We start from the raw sequence: 19,474 nt of genomic DNA on the forward strand, positions 1-19,474 counted from the left end.
CCGACTCCAATAATTTTTTATTAGTGACAAGAGTTGTCACTATTAGACTCTACAATAAGATTACAGCCAGAACAAGAAGTCCAACACACCATAATTCAACCTAAGGAGATGTATAAGAATGTCTTTTCAATTAATTCCCTACATTATGCTTGACGGTCAGGCGGAGGAAGCCATCCAATTCTATGAACAAACTTTAGGCGCCAAACTGCTGTTCAAACAAACTTTTGGTGAAGGCCCGCAGAACCCCGATTCTCCGCTGAAGGCAGAGGAAGCAGCACTCGTCGCGCACGCCATTCTGAAGATCGGCGACACGCAAATTTTTGTGGCCGATTGCATTCCAGGGTTAACACTCCAAGAGGGCAACCTCTTGACGATCTGCCTCACCACCGATGATAGCCATCAGGCCAAGCAATTTTACCAGACCTTACAACAAGGGGGGCAGGTTATTTTGCCGCTGGAAGAGGCTTATTTCAGTCCGGCTTACGGGATGGTTAAGGATAAGTTCGGCGTATCCTTTCAAATTTTCACCAAACGGCAATAGCAGTAGTATAACCACCTTTAAGCCCTCCCTTTTTCAATCAGACAAAAGGGTCGCGATCTTACCTTAACAGCACCTTAACTCAAAGCCCCGGGATTAATATAATGATAAGATTCAGTTACGCACGTGTTAACACTCATCGGATAGACTCACTTATGAAACCAGCGATAAAGGAGAGGAACCGATGAACGATTTTATTAGTAAAAAAAGCCTGCTGCTGTTAAGTTTTGTTAGCTCATTAAGTGTAGGTTCACTTGTCGCCTCAGCTTCGGCAGATTCCGTCAAGCCTGACACCGCACCCGTAAGTTCTGCCACGAAAGTAGCTGCAGTGAGTTCGAAATCACAGCTCCAGGCTTCTTATTTCAAACCGGACCAACTACTGCAACTGCTGCAGCAAGAGAAATATGAACGTATCTATGGGCAGACGATCGACGCATTCAAGCAGGCGTTCCCGCTTCAGGAATTCAAGCAAATAGCCCGCTTGTATCACAGTAACGTCACATCCTATAAATTGAAGAGTCATGTATCCTTGAACAGTACCAACTACTATGCCTGGACGGACCCTAAAGACGAAAAAACGATCCAAGCGATGTTTAACAGCAAAAATCAGCTCGAGTTCCTGATCTTCGATACATTGAAACTGTATCCTGAGACCGATGCTAAGCTTACGCAGACGACTTTTCAGCTCCCCTTTAAAGGGAATTGGTTTGTCTTCTGGGGAGGACCCAATGAACTGATCAACTACCACTATGGAGCTGAGCAGCAGCGATATGCGTATGACCTGATTGTCGTTAACAATGGCTTCAGCTATAAAGGTGATCCTACCAAAAATGAAAGCTACTACGCTTTCGGTAAACCTATTTATGCTGCCGCAGCAGGCAAGGTAGTGAAAGTAGTCAATAACATTCATGACAACACCCCTGTCGGAACGGAGAATACGAAGGAGATTGCTGGAAATCATGTTATTATCGATCATGGCAATGGAGAATTCAGCTATTATGCTCATCTGCAAAAGGGTTCGGTCAGCGTCAAAGTCGGCGACCAGGTGAAGGCTGGAGATCTGCTAGGTAAATGCGGCAACTCAGGTAACTCCAGTGAAGCGCATCTGCATTTCGAGGTAGCCAACAGTGCGGAGCTGTACACTACGAAGTCCCTGCGCGTAAACTGGAAGGACGCCGATGATTACGAACAAGGCACCTATATCAAAGCGCCTTAACGATCAAAAAAAGAAGCAGCTCAGATATCCTGAGCTGCTTCTTTTTGCATAACCCCCGCCATGCTGCTTCCCTCATAGCAAGCTTTTCAGTTCAAACGGTCTGGGGATTGTTAGGTACCACAGACTTCCGTGATTTCTTTCTCCACAAATAGAAGGTCAAGGCGGCATAGAAGATGACAACGACAAGTCCCATATCCCCTGCAATCACCGAGGAAGCTGCAGATTGGCTGACAAACAACGAAGTCATGATCAGGCAAAACAGATTGTGGCTCGTATGAAGCATGGACGCCGTCCATACGCTTCCCGTGCGCAGCCGCAAGGTGCCAATGACCGGGGCAAGGAATACTGTACTGGCTACTGTAAAGGGAAGGATGATCCACAGTTTCTCCCCGGCATGGTACTGCGCAGTATTTATAATGATGGGGAAATGCCATATCCCATGCACCAGACCATTCAGCAGCATGGCTTTTTTCTTCCCCAGACCCAACATGCGCGGAAGCAAATATCCTCTCCATCCCAGCTCTTCGCCCATAGATTCCATAATCGTAGCCTTCACATAGAGAACCACAAGCACAATCGGGAACACCTTCCAACTAATCCCTTGAAAATCTGCTGGAATAAACAGCTTCGATAGTCCTGTCAGCAAGACTATTCCATAACCGAGCACAACTGGGATCACCGGTACGAGCAATGCGAAAGCCCACCCTTTTCTCCCCAATTTGTTCAGACCGAGACTGCCCCAACCCGCTCGTGAATATCCGTCCCGGGTAACGACCAGCATCATCAGCAGCACAGAGAACGCAGGGGTCATCATATACAAAAATCCGTTCATTCCCGGCACAAGGCTGAATCCAACGGCCAGTACCAGAACCATGATTGTGAACACGACAGCTTTAGTGGAATCCTTTAAATCAGTAAACATGGGCGTCATCTTCCTTCATATAGTAGTGGACTGCTTCATTCCTCTCTTATGAATTCAGAATACCCTTGAAAAGTAATACTCGGTTAGTGACGTTCGGCTATAAAAAGTAATGCGCATATAAAAAGCCGGCGGATGACCGGCTCATAAATTGTTATGAGATCACAGGTATACATTGTGTTCTTTTACAAAAGCCCTTCCTCAGCTGCCTTACGCATGGCCGAAGCCCGGTTTTGAACCCCCAGCTTGGAGTAGATGCTGGAGATGTAATTCTTGACGGTTCCTTCGGACAAGAACATGCGCTCAGCAATGAAGCGGTTCACCAGCCCTTCCGAAATGTATTGCAAGACCTGGAGCTCGCGTTCTGTCAGTCCATGAAGTGAATCCTTGGTAGGCTCGGAGGTCTTGGTCTCTCGACTACCAGAGATATGCTGTGAGAACAAGGCGCGGGCCACCTCCTGGGTAATCATCGTCTCGCCCCGATGAACGAGCTCAATCGCATTCGCCAGATCCATCGGATCAATGGCCTTCAGGATATATCCCTCTGCACCGGCATTTAGCGCGGCCACCACATAGTCAACCTCCTGAAAGGTCGTCAGGATGATGATCCTGATCTGGGGCCACCGTTTCTTAATGATTGCCGTAGCCTCTACCCCATCCATAACCGGCATATGAATATCCATCAAAATCACATCTGGCTAAAGACTTCCCGCTTGCGCAATCGCCGTCTGCCCGTTCTCGGCCATGCCTACAACTTCAATTCCCGGAGTCATACCGAGGACAATTCCTAGGCTTTTGCGGATCAAATCCTGATCCTCTGCAATCAGCAGTTGAATAGCTCCCATAGATTATGCTCCCTCCCTTCCAATCTCCGGCACCCTACGAGGCCGAACCGGTACTGTACAGTCTACCAATACTCCTCCAACGTCTCTTACAGCAATCTCCAGTCTGCCATTCAGATTCGCCACCCGTTGTTCCATGGCTTTCAATCCGAATCCATGGATCAGCTCACCAGTCCCTTCAATCCCTCTCCCATTGTCCTCGATCCTTAGAGTGATAAAATCAGCCCGGGTAATGAGCTTTAAAGACACTTCGGAAGCTGCCCCATGTCTCTTGGCATTGGTCAGTGATTCCTGAAGACAGCGAATCAGAACCAGCCGCACCTGCTCCGATGTCTCTACTGTGGTACCGTCAGTCTCCAGTGTCACCTTCATTCCCGTATGCTGCTCGAATTGCCGGGCCACCTGGCTCAGCACATCCGAGAGAGAGTGAATTTGCGCCTCCGGCGCAATCCCGTGAATATGCTGCCTGATCTCGTCCAGTCCGGTTCTCGTCATCTGCAGCAGCTCGGCCAAATTCTTCTTGGCCTCTTCAGGGTCCACATCTATCAGATAGCGAACAGCATCCATCCCCATTATGGTCGCAGTAAAGGTATGACCCACCGTGTCATGCAAGTCACGCGACAGACGGTTCCGTTCCTCTGCCAGGGTAAGCGATTCAATCTGACTAGCATAAACCTCAAGGGTTGCGTTCTGTTCTTGAATGATATCGTACATCCCGTTTATTTTATGATAGGAATGGACCAGCTTCTGAAAACAAAATCCGATGCCGAGAAGGACCAACAGATTGGCTGTAGCATCGATAAATTCGGCACGCGGCATCTCCCGCACCCCGCCAGACAGCAGGACCGGGAGGAAGAAGGCGGCCAGGAGCGCCCCCGCTGTGGGCCAGCCCATACATAAATAGCCGAGTGTTAAAAAAGGTACCTGAAAAAAAGCAAAGACCGTCTCTCTCATTTCTGGAAGAATCAGAAACAGTCCGCCTGTAATAAGCAGCTCCGCTGCAACCGGGAGATAACGGGGCACGTTTCGAAGCATATAGAGACCAAAGGGAACGCAGCTCGACAGCAAATATCCCGCCGCCCCCAACCAAAAAAGCACACCGTGGCTCCCGATACTGAAGTGAAGGCCCGAGATGCCCAGCCCTCCCCACACCAAACGAATTCCAAGGACCACATAGTCCAGCCAATGCCGGGGTTGTCTAAGCACAGCCAAACGGGTCACACCCTTCTTTTTCATTTTTCTGTAAGTATAAGTCAATAACCCCGGCAAATCTATATCATTCATGCTATCCGAAACCACCATTTGACGATGAAGAGAACAGCAGACAATAAGTGATATAATAGAAGAAGATAACGCAACAACTATATATTACGGGAGAACAAAGCGATGCAATCTACTATAGATGCCATGGATGATGAGCAGTGGGACAAGCTCATTCAGGATGTGGCGTATCTTTTTGATGATCTGACGCTCAAACGTGGATTTCAATATTATAAGCAAAAACGTGTCCGGCCGTTTGCGGTGACCGATGACCACAAAATCATCACGCTCGTTGAAGGGAACGATGACTACTCCGTGACCATCGATCTGGACAATCTCGGCCACAGCCGCTGCGAATGTCCTGTCAAAGGCCCCTGCAAGCATATGGCTGCTGTGCTGATGCATTATGCAGACATGCAAAATCGTTCCGTGCAGATGCTAGCGAACGCCAAGGCCGCCGCCTCCCTGCATCCCCCAGCCAGTCCCAAGCTTCCTCCCGGGGCCGCCTCAATGCTAGCACGGCAAGATCTGCTTAAAGAACAGGCAGACCGGATGCCCGATGCCGGAGTTGCGGAGTGGCGCGAGTACTGTGTAAGCTGCATCGCACCACTGGCTCACACGAGCCGGACGCCGGGTTATGCCGAGAAAGCCATCGCTGCCATTCTGAAATACAAACCATCGATGTCTCCGGCTACAGAGAAGCTGTTCTTACTTCATGCCCACCTCTTTGTGCTGGAAACGATAACTAAACCCCAGGGTGCGGCGCAAGGTGCGTTCGCTTCCTCCATGGGCTACTTCGCCCATCTGACTGTCACGGAGCTGCAGGATTCCATCGGGCAGCTCCTGACCAGCGGCCTGCCGCTGAAGGTCGAATCACAGCAATGGCCTCGTGCGACGGAAATTCTGGCCTATCTACGGATGCAAATGCTATCAGAGCCACGCGGCCGTTCCCGTGAGCAGCCTTATTTCCGTATAGCTTATGAGCTGTACTGGAAATATTGGCTCGAACCCAACCTCAGCGACAACAAGCTATACGAAGAGGAGATTGCTCAGCTACGTGCAGCAGAGACAGAGCTCGGCACTTCTCTCTCGCGACATGCCTGGCTGCTGGCGCAGAGCCGGATGTATTTCTACCTCGGGGATGATCCTCCCGCTTGGGATCATCTTCGCACCGCTGCGGATACCCCGGCTCTACAACCAGAAGACTTGCTCGGCTTCCTAGAGCCCTTATACAACACCGGGGATTGGGAACGACTGGTGAACTGGCTAACCCAGACCGGTCCGCTGCTCGGTAGCCGAATCTACGGTAATTTGAAGGATTATTCGACCTACTGGGATGCGGCCGTTGCCCAGCGACCGGAAAGCGAGCCATTGATGTGGAGCACCCTGAGCGAAATGCTGCCTTTGGCCGGTGAGATCTATAGCGAGAAACTGATCATCTATGAGAAATGGCAAGCCTGGATGGACTACCAGCTTGCAAACGGTAAAGAGCCTGCGGACTTCCGTGTTCGGGACCTTCAGCCGCTGGAGAAGCACGCACCGGAAACGCTGCTCCCCTTCTACCATCAGGCTGTAGAACGATTCGTACTGGACAAGAACAGGCAAAGTTATAAAGCCGCAGTTAAGTTATTGAAGCGGCTATCCAAGCTATACAAGAAAATGAAGCAGGAGGAGCGCTGGGAGCTGTACATGCATTCGTTCTCCGTCCGGAATAGCAGGCTGCGCGCCTTGCAGGAAGAGCTTCGGAAAGGAAAGCTAATCACATGAGCATCAATATGCATTTGAATGCGATCACCGTGAAGCTTGCCTTGAGCGAGTACGGCGATGCCTTAATATTTGGGATTAACGAACGGGATGATTATGTTCCTGGTCTGACCCTCAAACAGCGATTGTTCGCCTGGCATGAACCTTCCTTCTATGGTACAGAGCTGGCGGTGCGGCAGGTGGAGGATGTGGAACTGGTGATTCTTCCTGCAGAGCAGGTAATCCCGTTCTTCGCAGAGCTTAAGCTTCTGAGCCATGTACATTGGGTCTGGGAAGGCAGCGCTGCCCGGCTTAATGTACTGGCCCCCCTACTGACGGACTGCCTGAACGGGAAAAAGTATATTCCAAGTCTGTCCGCCTATCGGAAAGGGCAGTTGCAATGGACCTGGGAAGACGCCGCGCTTGTACGCATCGCCACAGACCGAAACGAATCGTCTACTCTACGCCAGATGCTTACTGAGAATTCCGAGTTCACGGAAGGACTACGTGCAGCCTTCTCAGCAGCGGTGTTTCAGCGATATTACGGAACTGAAGCTGCGGCTGGCGATTTGCGCAGCGAATACCCACTGCTGTTCGATAAAAGCGGCTCAGGCGCGGCAGGGATGGATGAGGCCTCCTGGCTGATCTCCATCGGCTGGAAGACCGACACCGCCCCATTCCGCCCAGCACTGCAATTGCTGGAGCCGAAAAGGGATGATCCGCACTGGGTGCTGAGGCTTGTCCTGCAGGACAAGTTTGACGAGTCCGTGCTGGTACCGATACAGCTGAGCGGCGTGGGCGAAGCCGCCGGGAAGTGGCCTGCGACGTGGACGCCCCATGTCCGCGAACGCGCCGCAGGCTGGCTCACCCGCCTGCGCGCCAGCCTGCCAGGCGAGCAGCTCTTGGACGGCGCCGATGTGCTAGGCGCGCCGCTTAGCAATGAGCTGGCCTGGCGCTTCTTGACGGCGGACAGCCGCCGGCTGCTGGAAGCGGGCTGGCAGGTGCTGCTCCCGGCGTGGTGGGAAGCCGCCAGCCGGAAGAAGCCGCGACTGCGCGCCAAGGTCAGCTCCGGCGAGGGCGAGCGCAACGGCCAGTCGCTATTCGGGCTGGATTCGCTGATCGACTTCGATTGGCGAATCTCCATCGGCGACGCGGACCTCTCGGAGTCCGAGTTCGCCGAGCTGGTCGCCCGGGGCGAGCGTCTGGTCCGCTTCCGCGGCCAGTGGATTTCGCTCGACCCCACCCTCCTGGCCCAGATTCAGCGGGCCATGGCTGGCATGGACAAGTCGCAGGGCTTGTCCTTCCAGGATGTTCTGCAGCTTCATCTCCTGAATGCAGGTGATGAAGCCGAGAACGCTGAAGCCGCTGAAGAGCAGCTTCAGGAAGAGGCCTCACGGCTCCGCTTGGAGGTGGAGCTGAACGAGCACTTGCTCGGCCTGATCGGCCAGCTCGGGCAACAGGCCCAGTGGCCGAAGCCCGAGGTGCCGGCCGGCCTTAAGGCCGAGCTTCGCAGCTACCAGCACGACGGCTTCGCCTGGCTGGCTTTCCTGCGTCGCTTCGGGCTTGGCGCCTGCCTGGCCGACGATATGGGCCTGGGCAAAACGGTGCAGCTGATCACCTATCTGCTCCACCTTAAAGAACACTATACCGCCGCCTCCAAACAGGACGCGGCTGTCAAACGGGACCCCCATGCGGCCCCTGCGGATTGGCCATCGCTCATTATTTGCCCGACCTCGGTACTCGGCAACTGGCAGAAAGAACTGGCCCGCTTCGCCCCGTCCCTGAACGTTATGCTGCATTACGGCAGCAAACGTCTGGAAGCCGGCTACTTCTATGGAGCCGCTTCGCAGGCCGATGTGGTACTGACATCTTATGCCACGGCTTCGCTGGACCAGGAACTGCTGAAGCAGTTCACCTGGGGGTGCATTTGCCTGGATGAGGCGCAGAATATTAAGAACGCCCAGACGAAGCAATCGGTCGCCGTGCGCAGCTTCCCGGCGCTGCACCGGATTGCGCTGACAGGCACACCGATCGAAAACCGTCTCTCCGAGCTGTGGTCGATCTACGACTTTATCTCGCCGGGTTACCTTGGCAGCTCCAAGTCGTTCCAGGACCGCTTCAGCAATGCCATCGAGAAGGAGCATGACGAGCGCCGTACAGGTGAGCTGCAACGACTCGTCAAGCCGTTCATGCTGCGGCGCAAGAAGAAAGATCCGGCAATCCAGCTGGATCTGCCGGATAAGAACGAAATGAAGACCTATATTCACCTGACGGCAGAACAGGCTGCACTGTATGACCAGACCGTCAACGAACTACTGGAACGTGTGCAGAAGCTTGAAGGCATCGAGCGCAAGGGTGCTATTCTTTCGGCACTTACCCGGCTCAAGCAGCTATGTGATCACCCAGCACTGCTATCGAAGGAAGCCTTGCAGGAGATGGACGCCGATTCAGGAGAGATGGCACCGTTGAACGCCCCGGCCCTGATCGGGCGTTCAGCCAAACTGGAGCGCTTGATGGCCATGGTACGGGAGCTGCGCGAGGAGGATGAGCGCTGCCTCATCTTCACGCAGTATGTCGGCATGGGCCAAATGCTGCAGGCTGTGCTCCAGCAGGAGCTGGGAGAGCCGGTGCTGTATCTCAATGGTAGCACCTCCAAAACGTCACGCGATCGTATGATCGAGCGTTTCCAAGCTCCTGCGCGAACAGGTTCGACCGATGCAGCGTCCGATCAGCCTAACGTCTTTATCCTTTCTCTGAAGGCCGGCGGGGTTGGCCTCAACTTGACCGCGGCCAACCATGTGTTCCACTTCGACCGCTGGTGGAACCCTGCCGTTGAGAATCAGGCGACCGACCGGGCCTACCGGATGGGTCAGACCCGGGATGTTCAGGTCCACAAATTCATCTCCCTCGGCACGCTCGAAGAGCGTATTGATGAGATGCTGGAGAGTAAGCAGCAGCTTAGCGACAATGTCATCTCCAGCTCAGAAGGCTGGATTACCGAGTTGTCTACAGACGCGCTCAAGGACTTGTTTACCCTGCGCAGGGAGTGGATGGCGTAAAGTGGTGTGCCTATCCGTAAGCCCGTGAGGTTTTATCTTCTTGTACGCTACAGACATGGAGGCTCTCTTTCATTATGTAGAGCTTTGAAGTGAACCCGGGATCATACCGGGTTTGCCATAAATTAGTGCATGTGTTAGAATCGACTTAACTTTGATTGAACGGAGGGTTACGTGTGATAGACTTTATCCGAGTTCGTACGTTGCGCGGCTAATTGAATAGCGCTCAAGCTCTGCCCATGTGCAGAGGACTCAGGATAGGTCTGCCATTTTTAAAGGTAACCCACAGCTATGGACTGTCCGAAGAAGCTTCACGCTCTTCGGCATTCCGCCTTTAGGAACCTCCATAGTAACCCATGAACACAAGCATAGCCTGCTATCGCAGGGGAGATTTCACGCATCCACCCTCATGCGGAAGGTTATTTGTGTCCTGCATCCTATGGAAGACCAGGTCTCGCAGCGGAAGCACGTCTTCCCTTGGTTCCTTGTTCTGAAGTCCTCTACAGATACTGTAAGCACAGGCAGATGGCCTGTGCTTTTTTTGATTTTTATTTTTGCTGAATTTCGATTTTCACTTTTTGCTAAATAACGGAGGATGATTATATATGATGGAACCTACACAGCAGACCGCAATCATTGTTGGAGTCCAGCTTCAACAAGACCATAACTTCGCCTATTCCATGGAAGAGCTGCGCAATCTCGCAGCCGCATGCAATATCGAGGTTGTTGGGGAATTAAGCCAAAAGACCAGCCGGATCAACCCTTCCCATTATCTCGGGACTGGTAAAATCGGAGAGCTGAGAGCTTTAATGGAAGCAGCGGATACTGAACTTGTTATTTTTAACGATGAATTATCCCCTTCCCAAATCCGCAATCTGGAATCCACACTGGACCGACAGGTTATTGACCGGACAATTCTGATCCTCAACATCTTCGCCGAACGGGCCAAGACCAAGGAAGCCCAGCTCCAGGTGGAAGTAGCTCAGCTGCAATATATGCTCCCCCGCCTATCGGGTCTGCGTGAATCTCTGGGACGCCAGGGCGGTGGTGCCGGCATGAAGAACAAAGGTACCGGGGAGACGAAGCTTGAACTCGACCGGCGGAGAATCGAGGAGCGCATCACCGCTCTCCAGACTGAGCTTACACAGCAGGTAGCCCGGCGCCAGATTCAACGCAAGCAACGCCACAAGAATGAAATACCTGTGGTCTGTCTCGTTGGATATACCAATACCGGCAAATCCAGCTTGATGAACGCTATGGTTGAGACTTACCACCCAGGTTCCAACAAACAGGTATTCGCGAAGGATATGCTGTTCGCCACCCTGGAAACATCGGTACGCAGTATCGATTTACCGGATCACAAAACCTTTCTCTTGACGGATACAGTAGGATTCGTAAGCCAGCTACCTCACCATCTGGTCAAAGCCTTCCGCTCCACGCTTGAAGAAGTGACCGAAGCGGATCTGCTAATTCATGTCGTTGATATCGCTGATTCGCAGCACAAGCAGCATATGGCTGTGACGGAGGAGACCCTGAAGGCGCTTGGCGCAAATGAGATTCCGGTCCTCTACGCCTACAACAAGGCAGATTTGACAGAGCTGTCCTACCCGCTGGTTGAAGGGGATAACCTGTACTTGTCCGTGAAGCAGAATAAAGGCATCTCAGAATTGACAGAGCTGATCCGCAGTCATGTGTTCAATGACTATATGCAATGCGAGATTCTCGTGCCTTTTGACCAGGGACGTTTAGTCTCTTACTTCAACGAGAACGCTCATGTCCAAGCCGTCAGCTATGAAGAAAATGGTACCCGGATGACGCTGGAGTGTAAAATTGCAGACTTTGAGAAGTACCGTAACGATTTTGTCCAACTTTAAAAGTCAGAAAGACAAGACAGCCCTCCAATCTCTGATAGGTTGGGGGGAATGCTTGTCTTTCTGAGACCTCCTGAAAGGTGGATGTACCGGCCTGCACACGTTCATGACGTAGCGTAGCGCCGGTTTTTTGATGCTTTGCGATCTTGTTCATAGTTTAAAACTCGCTGGTTTATACCGATGTGGTAGGGAGGTCTGCCTTTTTATACATATAAATATACTGATGACCCCCAATTCTGGCGATAACCGCCCGGTCTGGACCTCTGACTCCAGAAGACGAACGGCTTTGCCCCTCGGATAATTTCCGCAAATACTCAAAGTCGGGATGAAAAGTCTCATCTAAGAGATACGCAGACGTTGTGCTTCCCGGTACCCTTTCCTCATTCAGCGCAGCAATGATGCCCTGCCCGGAGCTGATCCCGATGCCATGACCAAAATATTTTCCATTGCCCAGGACGATAACGTTCTCACCCTGCCACTCAGGTTTATTCGGATCATGATCGGGGTTCTTGAAATATTGCACATCGCCAGGATAGGCCTCCAGATTGTTATTAATAGTAGTGAGCTGCAAATCGTTATCATAATGCCAGTCATACAAGAGCAAATCATTGAAATAGGCGTTAAATACAGCGGGACCCAGCGCATCAAGGACGCCCTTGTATAGAATCACTACTGTAGCTGTTGCGCATTCAAATGCATAAAGATAACCGTGACGGAAAATGTCGTTGATCCCATCGGATGGCTGAACCCCTTTTCTCAGCTGTAGCCCGCCTTTGCTGGTTCGGGTCCAGTAATTCGGGTTGCCCCGAGTCGTCTCGAAGGAGGCAAACTCCGCTCCGCTAGCATCCAGCGCCCTTGCTGCATCCACAATGTGCTTTCTTGTCTTCAACTCGAATTCCAGTGCCGCCGGATTTTCGTACACATAGTTCTCCGGACTTCTCTGTTTCTCCGCCACAATCTCCCGCTCTACCCCGGACAAACCGGGCATGTTAATGTCGTTGATATCGCCACTCAAGAACGTAATCACTGCTGTACCTCCCATGACTCTGTATTCTCTAAAATATAGGTTATTGTACGTTGCAACTTCCATGGATGTGCAAAACAACCCTCCAGTAGCACTGCGCACGTGCAGGAACTGGAGGGTTGTAGTGTTGTTTTTAATGTTAGGTTAAATTATGCCGTACCAAGCACGATCTCATCGTCGTCGTTATCCGAATTGAAGGCCTCACGGTCAAATTCACCTTCCGAATTAGCAACCAACAGAGCTGTAACGGTAGTCCCTGTCGCATTCACGGCAGTACGTCCCATATCGATAAGTGCTTCTACGCCTGCCACAATCGCGATCCCTTCAAGTGGCAGTCCCAGTGCAGTTAATACAACTGTAGTAGAAATTACCGCAGGACCAGGAACTCCGGCTACACCAATAGAAGAAATAATACTAACAAGCACTAGAACTATGTAGTCCGTTACGGTCAAGTTGATACCAAATACCTGAGCAGTGAACACCGCTACAATTGCTGGCCAGATACCGCCGCAGGCATTGAAGTTCACAGATGCGCCAAGCGGAGCGATAAAGCTCGCAATACGCGGCGAGATATGCAAGCGCTTAGTGATAACTTCCAAGTTGACCGGAAGCGTAGCATAGCTGCTGCGAGTGGTGAAGGCTACAGCGATGGTCGGATAGATTTTGCGGAAGAACTTAATCGGATTAACCTTGGCTACGAAGAAGACCAAGCCACCGAAGATCAGTACAAAATGGATAATCAAGGCTACATAGGAGGTAACAATAACACTTCCGAGCTCTTGCAACGTCTCCCATCCGTAACGCGCCGTAATCGCGGCAATGAGTGCGAACACGCCATATGGTGTTAAGCGGATAATGAATTTGACGACCTGGTGCAGAACCAGGGTCAGGGATTCGATCAGATCACGTACAGGCTTTACTGCCTCCGGCTTTTTAGCACCAATCTTGATAATTGCTACCGCCAGGAAGACTGCGAAGATGAGCAGTGGAACCACCTTGCCAGTCGCTGCTTCATTCACCGGGTTAGAAGGTACGAGGTCGAGAATGACCTGCGAGAAGGTTGGAATCTCACGTGCAGTGAAGTCTGCTGGCACTTCCTGCTGGATACCTTGACCAGGGTTGAAAAGTAGGGCTACCGTCAGCCCTATAATAGAAGCGATTCCCGTTGTCCCCAGGAACCAAGCAAAGGTCTTGATACCAACTTTACGCAAATACTCCAGATTGGTCAGAGATGCGATACTGTTCAATACAAGAATGAATACAAGAGGAATAACAAGCATGCGGATCAGACTTACATAAATACTGCCGAAGGTGCTGATGGCCTTAGTCTCAAACTCCAGCTTTTGAAAGAGAATCCCGACCACAAGTCCAATTACCAAACCGATGATAACCCGGGTACCAAAACCTACCCGCTTGCGTGCCAGAAGAAATAAAATTCCAAAAACAACGATGGAAACTACAAATCCGTACCAGTTTGTTTGAATCGCCGAGAGTAGATTATTGTCTATATTCTTCATTCTTTCTAAAACCCTCCCATACCCCACTTATTTGATATGAATAATGAAAATAATGTATATTCAAAATCTATGAAAGTCAATGTAATAATATGTTAATCCTATTTAATTCCGATAATTTCGGTATGAAAAATAAATATTGATTGACAACTACTTTCGGCATTGAATAATATTAAAAACATCACACGATGCATGCATCATTTGCTGGATCACCAAAGGGATAGAATCAACTGGACAGCCAGAGATTCGAGTTAGAGCGCTAGGTATGCGTTCTCTTGAGTCTCTGGTTTTTTTATTGGCGTAAAAAAGGGGGGATGGAACTTTAGCCGATCAATCCAGCATGAGCATACATAACTAGCGGAGTAATGAGTCTACTGGACAGCCAGAGATTCAGCAGGTGATGTCATAGCACCACCTGCCTGAGTCTTTTTGCTGTTTCCGCTGGAACCCAGCTTGAAGGAATGGATATACACGTACTGCTCAAGACATGTTTTCGAAGCCAAATTGTTTTTCGCAAAACGCACTAAAAATAAGCCCGGAGGCGACAGGCTTAACCGTCTTGTCTGCCTGGCCCAGGGCGCAAAGAAAAGGATGATTACTCTTATGAAAAAGCTCACTATTTCGATCGTTACTGCTGCTGTAGTCTTCTCCGCTTTGACTTATGCCGCCGTATCGGCCAATCAGAAAAAACCGGAAGCTGCGCCTGTCCAAAACAATACCACCGCTGCAACCACTGATACCGCCTCCGCTGCAGGCACACAGACAGCTGTGCAGACTGTAGCCGAGACCGTTCAACCGGAAGCGACTCCTGCGCCAGTCGCTGAAACTGTGCAGGCTGAGGCCACTGCCGCGCCTGCCGAACAGGCCGCTACCGCAACTACCGACCAAACCGCTGTGGCTAATACCCAACAGCCACAAGCAACTGAAGCACCTGCGCCAGCACAAGCCGCACAGGTGAAGACAGCTTCTGCACCAGCTGCCGAAGCAGCAATCGTGACCACCGCCGCTGTCAAAGTAGCTGCGCCAGCACAAGCCACTGCTGCACCTGCCGCACAAACTGCACCGGCACAGCCGCAAGCAACCACTGCACCTGCAGCCGCAGTAGCGCCCGTGGTCTCCAAGACCACACCGGCAGCTACCACTGCTCCAGCAGTGAAAGCCGCCCAACCGACGGCAGCACCAGCACAAGCTCCAGCTGTTGAAGCTAAAGCTAAAGCCACTGCTGCACCGGAGCCTACAGCTGCTCCAGCCAAGAAAATCACCTTCTCCACGACCGAAGTGGTGAAAGCCAAGGCTACCGCTGCTCCAGCTGCGGAACCCGTTCATTCCAAATCAAGCGCTTCTGCCCCAACAGAGAGTGTGCAAGCTCCGGCACCTGCCTCTGATCAGGCACCAGCACCTGCACCTGCTTCGTCATCTGATGAAGAAGTATGCCCTTGATTACTGCATCATCGCCGCTGAGCTAAGCTCCAGCCAACTATATTTTCAGAAAACGACAGAAATCGAGGTGCAAATTCAATGGCCATCAAGTTCAAGCCAAAAAAAATCGTGAGTCTGCTGCTGGCAGCCTCCCTGGCGGTCCTGCCTCTTCAGGCAGGCCGGGCAGCGGCTGCTGAAACAACCGTTTCTACAGCTGCTACTCCTCTATCTACTTTTGATTATTTCAGCAAGGTATACCCGAAGTTGAACGATCCGAACCATGTCTATAAAACAGCAACTTACGAGGACATCGTTCATTTGTTTGAAACCCAAGGCACCTATGCCGTTCTGGTAGGCGGTTCATGGGATGAGAATACACAAGCAGATATCGGCTTTATCAATGAAGTTGCCAAGGATTACGGCATTTCTACTATTTATAATTTTGATACCAAGCTGGATGGCGATACACTACAAATCGCAGATACCAATAACAAATTCGCGTACAAGTACGTAGATCTGGTTAACAAGTATTTGACGAACCTGAATGTTTACGATAAAAACGACCCGGCGCACAATGTGAGCTATACAGCCAAGAACGGCAGCACAGTCTCGGCGAACAAAATCGAAGCACCGTTCCTGTTTGTCTACAACAAGGACAACAAGGATGCCCAAGGCAACAGTGCTCCAATTGTCTCTTACCTTAATGACAGTAAATCCTGGTCACAGTTCCAAACTAACGGAACCCTTGATCAAACCAAGGTCAACGCCTATAAGGACCAGGTTCGATCCGTATTCGCCAAAGCTGTGAAATACGATACGATCAATGAATCGGAGTATATCAAAGCTGCATTTAACAAGAACTATGAAGGAGAGAATCCGGGCAAGCCAACGATCTTTACCCAGGCTGACGGCGATCTCGTCTACGAACATGTTACCTATCATCAATTAAAAGAAATCTTGTCCAGCGACGGCAACTATGCCTTCCTGTTCGGGGGTTCCTGGTGCCCGAATACCCAGGCCGTCATTAAATACATTAACGAGCAAGCCAAGAAGAACAACATCAAGAAAATATACCTGTGGGATACAAAGCTTGATTCCGGTGTGACGGTAGGAGTGCCGAACAACAATAGCGGCAATTCCTCCAAAGATGGAAATCCACACACCAATAATGAGCTGCAAGTCCGGGACACCAAGCATTCTTATGCTAAACTGTATGTTGATCTCGTAAACAATTATTTGACCAATATCAAGACACAAGACAACACAGCAACTCCACCTAACACAATTAGTTATGTGGATCAAAATGGTACGCAAATCTATGGAGATCGTCTGCAAGTTCCTTATTTCTTTACCTACAGCAAAAACAATAAGGATGACAACGGGCAACCAGCTCCCATTCTTGGACACATCGAATTGATGTACAGCTGGACAAATATCCAGCCCGATAACATCAGCAACGGTTACGCTATCGGTGCAAGATATGGCTTCTACCTGAACGCGTTAGATAAAATTTTCTCCAGACTGGAAGCCATCCCAACCGAACTGTCAGCGGTAGCGCCAACTTCGACCACCGCGAACGACGGACAGATTACAGGCGTTCTGAACAAATCCCTGGAGTACAAACGCGCCGATGAGGCTGACTACAAACCAGTATCCGGTGAAGCCATTACTGGGCTGGCACCAGGCACCTATCAGGTAAGATATGCCTCCAAACCGGGTTATCAAGGTCCAACTAATGCAGCAGGAGCAACTGCAATCCCGTATAAACCGGGTCAAGCCATCGAAATCGTCGTACCAGCTTTTACACACCAGCAAGCAGCACCAACTGAACTGATCGGCGTAGCTCCTACAACACCTGCCAATAATGACGGGCAAATTACAGGAACCAATTCAGCTCTGGAATACAAGCCAGCCGCTGCTGCTGATTACATTCCAGTGACTGGCGAAGCTATCACAGGGCTCGTGCCTGGCTTCTACGAAGTTCGCTATGCCGCCAAGGAAGGCTACAGTGCCAGCCCTGTAACTCGCGTTGAGGTACCTGCATACGGCGAGCAGGCGGCACCAACCGGACTGGTAGGCATTGCTCCTACTTCACCTGCCAATAATGACGGACGTATCACCGGAACTACACCTGCACTGGAATACAAACTGGCGGGCGTAACCGATTATGTCTATGCTACAGATGTCCAAATTACAGGGCTTGTGCCTGGTACTTATAACGTTAGATACGCAGCCAAGGAAGGCTTCAAAGCGGGCAGAGCAGCCGATGTAATTGTGCCAGCCTATACCGCAGAGCAAGCAGCGCCGACCGGCCTCACCGGTATCGCCCCTACTTCATCTGCCAATAATGACGGACGTATCACCGGCACAACGCCAGCACTGGAATATAAACTGTCCACTGTTACTAATTATGTATACGCCACAGATGTCGAAATTACAGGACTTGTGCCTGGTACTTATAACGTGCGATATGCTGCCAAAGAAGGCTACAAAGAAAGCCCTGTAACTGATGTAGTCGTACCGGAGTACAAAGCACCAACCGGTGGCGGAGATACCGGTCCATCAACTGGCAGCAACTCACCTGCACCGACTCCAGTTAGCAGTCCGGCACCTACTGCCAGTGCGGCACCAGTTACTAGTGCTCAAGGAAATACAATCATCGCTTCTAAAACAGCGGTTGCTACTACTGATGAATCTACGGGTGTTACGACAGCTTCCATTACAGCAGCTGATGTAACGGAACTTGTAGAGAGTGCTAAAAAAGCAGAAGCCGATGGAAAATCGGCACTGCTAGAAATCAAGGTTGAGACTACTGCTAAGACTCAAACCGCTGAGCTAACCATTCCAAGAAGTGCGTTCAATGCAGTTGCTTCCGGCACAAAAGCTCAGGTTAAGATTAACTATGCCAACGTGGGAACGATCACTTTGGATGCCAAAGCAATCGCTAATATCAGCGGAGCTAAAGATGAGGGCGATATCCATATTCGGATCGCCAAGGTTTCACTCACCGACGAAGGTAAAGCTGTCCTTGGTGACAGACCCGTCTACGATCTGTCTGTCAAAGCAGGCGAGCTTGCTGTTGCCAGCTTCGGTGGAGGTAAAGTGCAGATCAGCGTTCCTTACAAACTGCAAGCCGGTGAAGAGCCGAATTCTATCATCATCTACCATATCAATGAGTCGGGAAGTCTCGACAATGTACGTGGCAAATATGCTGCGGGAACTGTGGATTTTGTCACTACTCACTTCTCCCAATACATCGTCGCTTACAACAAAGTTGACTTCGCCGATGTTGCAGCAACTGCATGGTACAACGATGCCGTTAGCTTCCTGGCTGCCCGTAGCATCACGTCTGGAACGGACGACAGCCACTACAGCCCGAACGCCTCGGTCACCCGCGGACAGTTCACTGTTCTGCTGCTGAAAGCCTATGGCATTGATGCCGACGAGAATGCTGCCGATAACTTCGCTGACGCCGGAAACACGTATTACACCGGCTATCTGGCTGCTGCCAAACGCCTAGGTATTACCACAGGTGTCGGCGAGAATCAATTCAAGCCTGACAGCAAAATCACACGCCAGGAGCTATTCACGCTACTGTATCGTTCTCTGGATGTCTTGGGAGAGCTCCCAGCGTCTAAGAATGGCCCTGCTCTGTCCAGCTATAGCGATGCCAGCCAGATCGCAGACTACGCCAAAGAAGCCCTGCAGGCTCTTACAGCCTCTGGAGTCATTGCAGGAAACAACGGCAAGCTTAACCCTGGTAGTGTATCTACAAGAGCAGAAGTAGCACAGGTACTGTTTAATCTCCTTTCCAAGTAGTGCCCACCCCGCTCTTTATCCTCTAAAAAAGCCTCTGGACCCTTTTTCATAGGGTTCCGAGGCTTTTCCTTTTCTAATCCTAATAGGTTGCGAGCTGTGATTGCATCTGTTCTCCTGTTCTTAAAAACAGCATTTTACCGTTGCTTTATATCTACGAAATTATCCCTATTTCCGATTCAATGTTTGTTACAATCGTGTTGCTTGGCGACTCACTTTGTGTCTTATGATGTGTTTTAATAGTTGGTTTCGTGCG

Annotated in this window: 13 protein-coding genes; 7 read left to right on the top strand and 6 right to left on the bottom strand. The window is 50.8% G+C overall.

The features are described 5' to 3' along the window. Positions 1–118 precede the first annotated feature (118 nt). Positions 119–541 (top strand): VOC family protein, encoded by a 423-nt coding sequence (locus ACFORK_RS22190; RefSeq protein WP_379203105.1) that lies wholly within the window; start codon positions 119–121, stop codon positions 539–541. Positions 542–722: 181 nt separating this feature from the next. After that, on the top strand, positions 723–1,754 hold the full coding sequence (locus ACFORK_RS22195) for a M23 family metallopeptidase (RefSeq protein WP_379203107.1): 1,032 nt from the start codon (positions 723–725) through the stop codon (positions 1,752–1,754). 91 nt (positions 1,755–1,845) lie between these two features. Here the strand turns inward: ACFORK_RS22195 and ACFORK_RS22200 are convergent, their stop codons facing one another. From ACFORK_RS22200 to ACFORK_RS22215, 4 genes are all read right to left on the bottom strand, one after another. Then, the gene (locus ACFORK_RS22200) at positions 1,846–2,676 is read right to left on the bottom strand and encodes a CPBP family glutamic-type intramembrane protease (protein WP_379203109.1); all 831 of its coding nucleotides are present in this window, start codon (positions 2,674–2,676) and stop codon (positions 1,846–1,848) included. A gap of 182 nt (positions 2,677–2,858) precedes the next feature. Beyond that, on the bottom strand, positions 2,859–3,365 hold the full coding sequence (locus ACFORK_RS22205) for a LuxR C-terminal-related transcriptional regulator (protein ID WP_379203111.1): 507 nt from the start codon (positions 3,363–3,365) through the stop codon (positions 2,859–2,861). Between the two features lie 6 nt (positions 3,366–3,371). Beyond that, positions 3,372–3,518: a helix-turn-helix domain-containing protein gene (locus tag ACFORK_RS22210; RefSeq protein WP_379203113.1), complete on the bottom strand. Its 147-nt coding sequence runs from the start codon at positions 3,516–3,518 to the stop codon at positions 3,372–3,374. A gap of 3 nt (positions 3,519–3,521) precedes the next feature. Next, a complete protein-coding gene (locus ACFORK_RS22215) occupies positions 3,522–4,799 on the bottom strand; it encodes a sensor histidine kinase (protein ID WP_379203115.1) in 1,278 nt (425 codons plus the stop codon). A gap of 102 nt (positions 4,800–4,901) precedes the next feature. On the opposite strand from ACFORK_RS22215, the gene ACFORK_RS22220 reads away from it, so the two are divergent. From ACFORK_RS22220 to hflX, 3 genes are all read left to right on the top strand, one after another. Beyond that, positions 4,902–6,542: an SWIM zinc finger family protein gene (locus ACFORK_RS22220; RefSeq protein WP_379203117.1), complete on the top strand. Its 1,641-nt coding sequence runs from the start codon at positions 4,902–4,904 to the stop codon at positions 6,540–6,542. 2 nt (positions 6,543–6,544) lie between these two features. Next, positions 6,545–9,577: a DEAD/DEAH box helicase gene (locus ACFORK_RS22225; RefSeq protein ID WP_379203196.1), complete on the top strand. Its 3,033-nt coding sequence runs from the start codon at positions 6,545–6,547 to the stop codon at positions 9,575–9,577. A gap of 605 nt (positions 9,578–10,182) precedes the next feature. Next, the gene (gene hflX / locus ACFORK_RS22230) at positions 10,183–11,448 is read left to right on the top strand and encodes a GTPase HflX (protein WP_379203199.1); all 1,266 of its coding nucleotides are present in this window, start codon (positions 10,183–10,185) and stop codon (positions 11,446–11,448) included. 169 nt (positions 11,449–11,617) lie between these two features. On the opposite strand, the gene ACFORK_RS22235 is transcribed toward hflX, so the two are convergent. Both ACFORK_RS22235 and ACFORK_RS22240 read right to left on the bottom strand, forming a co-directional pair. Beyond that, positions 11,618–12,472, bottom strand: a complete 855-nt coding sequence (locus ACFORK_RS22235) for a protein-glutamine gamma-glutamyltransferase (RefSeq protein WP_379203119.1) — start codon at positions 12,470–12,472, stop codon at positions 11,618–11,620. A gap of 146 nt (positions 12,473–12,618) precedes the next feature. Next, entirely contained in the window at positions 12,619–13,986 is a 1,368-nt protein-coding gene (locus ACFORK_RS22240; protein ID WP_379203121.1) for a dicarboxylate/amino acid:cation symporter, read from the bottom strand. Positions 13,987–14,586: 600 nt separating this feature from the next. Between ACFORK_RS22240 and ACFORK_RS22245 the strand changes: the two genes are divergently transcribed. Next, positions 14,587–15,423, top strand: coding sequence for a hypothetical protein (locus ACFORK_RS22245; protein ID WP_379203123.1), 837 nt, complete (start codon positions 14,587–14,589; stop codon positions 15,421–15,423). Positions 15,424–15,501: 78 nt separating this feature from the next. Continuing rightward, on the top strand, positions 15,502–19,221 hold the full coding sequence (locus ACFORK_RS22250) for an S-layer homology domain-containing protein (RefSeq protein WP_379203125.1): 3,720 nt from the start codon (positions 15,502–15,504) through the stop codon (positions 19,219–19,221). The last annotated feature ends 253 nt before the right edge of the window (positions 19,222–19,474 follow it).

The sequence above is a fragment of the Paenibacillus sp. GCM10012306 genome (genome assembly GCF_042649265.1).
Classification (GTDB): Bacteria; Bacillota; Bacilli; order Paenibacillales; family Paenibacillaceae; genus Paenibacillus_AQ.